This is a genomic window from Klebsiella sp. V115_8, assembly GCF_029967715.1.
Taxonomy (GTDB): Bacteria; Pseudomonadota; Gammaproteobacteria; order Enterobacterales; family Enterobacteriaceae; genus Klebsiella; species Klebsiella quasipneumoniae.
Map to the genome: position 1 here is coordinate 1 of NZ_JASCAR010000012.1, position 4,087 is coordinate 4,087.

The 4,087-nt window shown below is 51.3% G+C and carries 3 protein-coding genes and 4 tRNA genes; 1 reads left to right on the forward strand and 6 read right to left on the reverse strand.

Annotated features, from left to right (window positions below; genetic code table 11):
• Position 1: 1 nt before the first annotated feature.
• From QLG03_RS05955 to QLG03_RS05970, 4 genes are all read right to left on the reverse strand, one after another.
• Positions 2–74 (reverse strand) — tRNA-Thr (locus tag QLG03_RS05955).
• 5 nt (positions 75–79) lie between these two features.
• Positions 80–154: transfer RNA gene (locus QLG03_RS05960), tRNA-Gly, on the reverse strand.
• Between the two features lie 115 nt (positions 155–269).
• Positions 270–354, reverse strand: a tRNA-Tyr gene (locus QLG03_RS05965).
• 10 nt (positions 355–364) lie between these two features.
• A tRNA-Thr gene (locus QLG03_RS05970) sits at positions 365–440 on the reverse strand.
• Between the two features lie 429 nt (positions 441–869).
• Here QLG03_RS05970 and coaA point away from each other — a divergent pair.
• Positions 870–1,820, forward strand: coding sequence for a type I pantothenate kinase (coaA, locus tag QLG03_RS05975; RefSeq protein WP_032429237.1), 951 nt, complete (start codon positions 870–872; stop codon positions 1,818–1,820).
• A 26-nt stretch (positions 1,821–1,846) separates the two neighbouring features.
• Here the strand turns inward: coaA and birA are convergent, their stop codons facing one another.
• Together birA and murB are read right to left on the reverse strand one after the other, a co-directional pair.
• Positions 1,847–2,809: a bifunctional biotin--[acetyl-CoA-carboxylase] ligase/biotin operon repressor BirA gene (birA, locus tag QLG03_RS05980; protein WP_004206834.1), complete on the reverse strand. Its 963-nt coding sequence runs from the start codon at positions 2,807–2,809 to the stop codon at positions 1,847–1,849.
• Complete coding sequence (gene murB / locus QLG03_RS05985; protein ID WP_048336577.1) at positions 2,806–3,834, reverse strand: UDP-N-acetylmuramate dehydrogenase; 1,029 nt, start codon at positions 3,832–3,834, stop codon at positions 2,806–2,808. Before murB ends, birA begins: the two co-directional genes overlap by 4 nt.
• Positions 3,835–4,087 lie beyond the last annotated feature (253 nt).

Genomic DNA, 4,087 nt, shown 5'->3' on the forward strand with positions numbered 1-4,087 from the left:
GTGCTGATACCCAGAGTCGAACTGGGGACCTCACCCTTACCAAGGGTGCGCTCTACCAACTGAGCCATATCAGCACGTCTGGAGCGGGCAGCGGGAATCGAACCCGCATCATCAGCTTGGAAGGCTGAGGTAATAGCCATTATACGATGCCCGCATCCTGAAACTCGGCTACCCAGTTCTTTCTGTAATACTAAAGAGACTGCTCTCTGTAGTATTGAGCTGATTAGTTTACCCAACCAACTCCGGCTACGCAAAGCGTCGCCAGAAAGTGGTGGTGGGGGAAGGATTCGAACCTTCGAAGTCGATGACGGCAGATTTACAGTCTGCTCCCTTTGGCCGCTCGGGAACCCCACCCAAATTGTTATGGTGCCGACTACCGGAATCGAACTGGTGACCTACTGATTACAAGTCAGTTGCTCTACCTACTGAGCTAAGTCGGCATCAAGTAGCGCGCATTCTAGGGAGAGGAGCGAGTTCATGCAACTAAAAATTTGCATAAAACGTTCTCTTGCTCACATTTTGTGCTCTTACGCGAAAAAACGGTGTAATTTCAAACAACGGAGTGCAAATAATCGCCAGCAAACAGCACAGCAGGCGCGGTTCCGGTCATCCACGTTTACCCGGAACGTATGCTGACCGCAGCCTGAAAGGCAGCAGGCCGTTAGCACTATCCTGTTAGCAAAGACCATGCTTTGCAAAGCATAAGAAACTTATTCCTCTCTTGTGACGCTGGCGCGAGAAAGCAGCATTCAATGAGTTTTTTTCTTATTATTCCCAGCAATCTGGTGTTACCCTCCTGCCCATTGTCCTGATTAACTCGTGTGAAGCATCGCCGTTTCAACGTATTCGGTGATGGTAAGAACATGCTTATGAGCCAAAAAGAGCAGACGTTAATGACACCGTACCTACAATTTAACCGCCACCAATGGGCTGCACTTCGTGATTCTGTCCCGATGACGTTAACCGAGGAAGAAATCACGCGGTTAAAAGGCATCAACGAAGATCTCTCTCTGGAAGAGGTTGCTGAGATCTATTTGCCGCTGTCGCGTTTGCTCAACTTCTATATTAGTTCTAACCTGCGTCGTCAGGCGGTTCTCGAACAATTTCTTGGCACCAACGGTCAGCGAATTCCCTATATAATCAGCATAGCTGGCAGCGTTGCGGTGGGTAAAAGCACCACCGCCCGTGTACTGCAGGCCTTGCTTAGCCGTTGGCCTGAGCATCGCCATGTCGAACTCATTACCACTGACGGATTTTTGCACCCTAACTCGGTTTTGAAAGAACGTGGGTTAATGAAGAAGAAAGGCTTTCCGCAGTCTTATGATATGCATCGGCTGGTGAAGTTTGTCTCCGATCTCAAATCAGGAGTACCACAGGCAACTGCACCGGTTTATTCCCATCTAATTTATGATGTTATACCCGACGGCGATAAAACTGTCGCGCAACCGGATATTCTCATTCTTGAAGGACTGAATGTTCTGCAAAGTGGGATGGATTATCCACACGATCCGCATCATGTATTCGTATCGGATTTTGTCGACTTTTCTATTTATGTCGATGCCCCGGAAGAATTATTGAAAAGCTGGTATATCAACCGCTTTCTTAAATTCCGGGAAGGAGCATTTACCGACCCGGATTCTTATTTCCATAATTACGCCAAGCTGTCGAAGGAAGAAGCGGTGGATATTGCCACCTCGCTATGGAATGAGATTAACCTAATGAATCTCAAGGAAAACATCCTTCCAACCCGCGAGCGCGCCAGCCTGATTATGACCAAGAGCGCCAATCATTCCGTTAATCAGGTACGCTTACGGAAATAAAGCAAAGGGAGCCGAAGCTCCCTTTTTTATTCTGCGCTGCGCAATGATATTTCACCACCGACCCAGGCTTTTATCACACCATCCTGCTCCAGCAATAGCGCCCCCTGGGCGTCAATACCGCGGGAAATGCCATAAATTTCTTTATCACCGATAATCAGTTTTACCGGACGATGAATAAAGTTATCCAGTTTTTCCCAGCGCGGCAGATAAGGAGCCAACCCTTCCTGCTCGAACAGCTCCAGCCCCAGGCGCAGCTCTTTAATCAGGCGCGCGGCGAGGAGGTTACGATCGATGACCACCCCTGCTTCCTGAAGGCTGATCCAACCCTGATTGACGACATCAGACTCCACGCGACGCATCACAAGGTTGATACCCGCGCCGCTGACGATTTGTGCGGCATCGCCCGTTTTCCCCGTCAGTTCCACGAGGATCCCTGACAGCTTACGATCCTGCAGGTAAATATCGTTTGGCCATTTCACGCGAACCTGTTCGGCCCCGAGCTGCTGCAGCACTTCAGCGATCACAATACCGATCACCAGGCTTAGGCCAATAGCCGCTGCCGGGCCCTGCTCCAGACGCCAGTACATTGAGAGATAGAGATTCGCGCCAAAGGGGGAAAACCATTTTCTGCCTCGTCGACCCCGCCCTGCCTGCTGATATTCAGCCACGCAGGCATCGCCGGACGTCAGCTCATCCAGTCTGTCCAGCAAATATTGGTTAGTGGAGTCGATTACCGGAAGGACAGTCACTCGGCCATGCTCTATCTGTTGGGAGATCTTTTTCTCATCCAAAAGATGAATAGGCTCTGGCAGGCTGTAACCCTTGCCCGGTACGGTAAACACATCAACGCCCCAGTCGCGTAAAGTCTGGATATGCTTATTAATCGCCGCCCGGCTCATGCCTAACTGCTCGCCAAGCTGTTCACCTGAGTGAAACTCACCATCAGCAAGGATAGAAATTAGCGTTAAAGGGATAGTATGGTCTTTCACGCAATGCTCTCCTCTGCGTTGACTTCACCATGCGTTCCAATGAAGCGCACCTCGGGTTGAAGCCATACATTGAATTTCGCACCCACCTGCTGGCGAACATAATGGGCAAGCTTTATCACATCCTCACTGGTCGCTTGATCTTCATTAATCAGTACCAGCGCCTGCTGTCGATGCACGGCCGCGCCGCCGATGCGTTGTCCTTTGAGCTGACATTGATCGATTAGCCAGCCAGCGGCCAGCTTGACGCTGCCGTTTGCCTGCGGATAGTGCGGTGCATCAGGGAACTGCGCCAGCAGCGCTTCAGCAACCTGAGCGCTGACGATCGGGTTCTTAAAAAAGCTGCCAGCATTACCGTTAATCTTTGGATCCGGCAATTTAGTCATTCGCATATGACAGACCGCATCGAATACCTGCTGCGGGGTGACAGTCTGCGGATCGAGACGTGTTAAATCACCGTAGCTCAGCACCGGTCGCCACGCTTTCTCTAACGCCAGACCAATCGCGACGATGGCGTAGCGGTCCTGATATTCATGTTTAAAGATGCTGTCGCGATAGCCGAAACGGCATTCCGCTGCGGAAAGGCGTTGTTTACGTCCCGTTTCCAGCTCGATGCAGTCAACATATTCGCAAACCCGCTGCAATTCGACGCCGTAAGCGCCAATATTCTGGATAGGCGAAGATCCTGCGCAACCAGGGATTAATGCCAGATTTTCCAGACCAGGCATCGCATGCTGTAGCGTGAACTGCACCAGTTGATGCCAGTTTTCGCCGGCGCCGACGTGCAAGCGCCAGGCATCCGGGGTTTCGCTCACCTCGATCCCCATAATTCGGTTGAGGATCACCGTACCGGCATAGTCGTTCAGAAACAGGACGTTACTGCCTTCCCCAAGGATTAGCGTGGGTTCGCCAGCCGCGACAGCGGTTTGCCAGGCGCTTAATAACTGTTGTTCAGTTTCGGCGCGTACTATCGTATTGGCGGATCGCTCAATGCCAAAGGTATTCCAGGGTTTGAGGGAGTGGTTCATAGTGGCTTCCTGATGCAAAATCGGCGTTAGTTTACCGTATCTGGCGGGGGAAGGCTTGCCTGATTACAGAGGCAATAATATTGCGGGCGCTAACGGTGGTGATGTGGTGTACCGGTCCGGGCTACAGAACCCGCAAGGTCCGTAGCCCCGGTAAGCACAGCACCACCGGGGAAATATACCCCACACAGCAAAAAACCCCGCACCTTTCGGGACGGGGTTCTTTTTAAACGCAAAAACAAAAAGCTCAGTCTTT

Excerpts from the sequence above, each read along its gene's own strand:
- coaA (WP_032429237.1), top strand. The coding sequence starts at position 870 with ATGAGCCAAAAAGAGCAGACGTTAATGACACCGTACCTACAATTTAAC.
- murB (WP_048336577.1), bottom strand. The coding sequence starts at position 3,834 with ATGAACCACTCCCTCAAACCCTGGAATACCTTTGGCATTGAGCGATCC.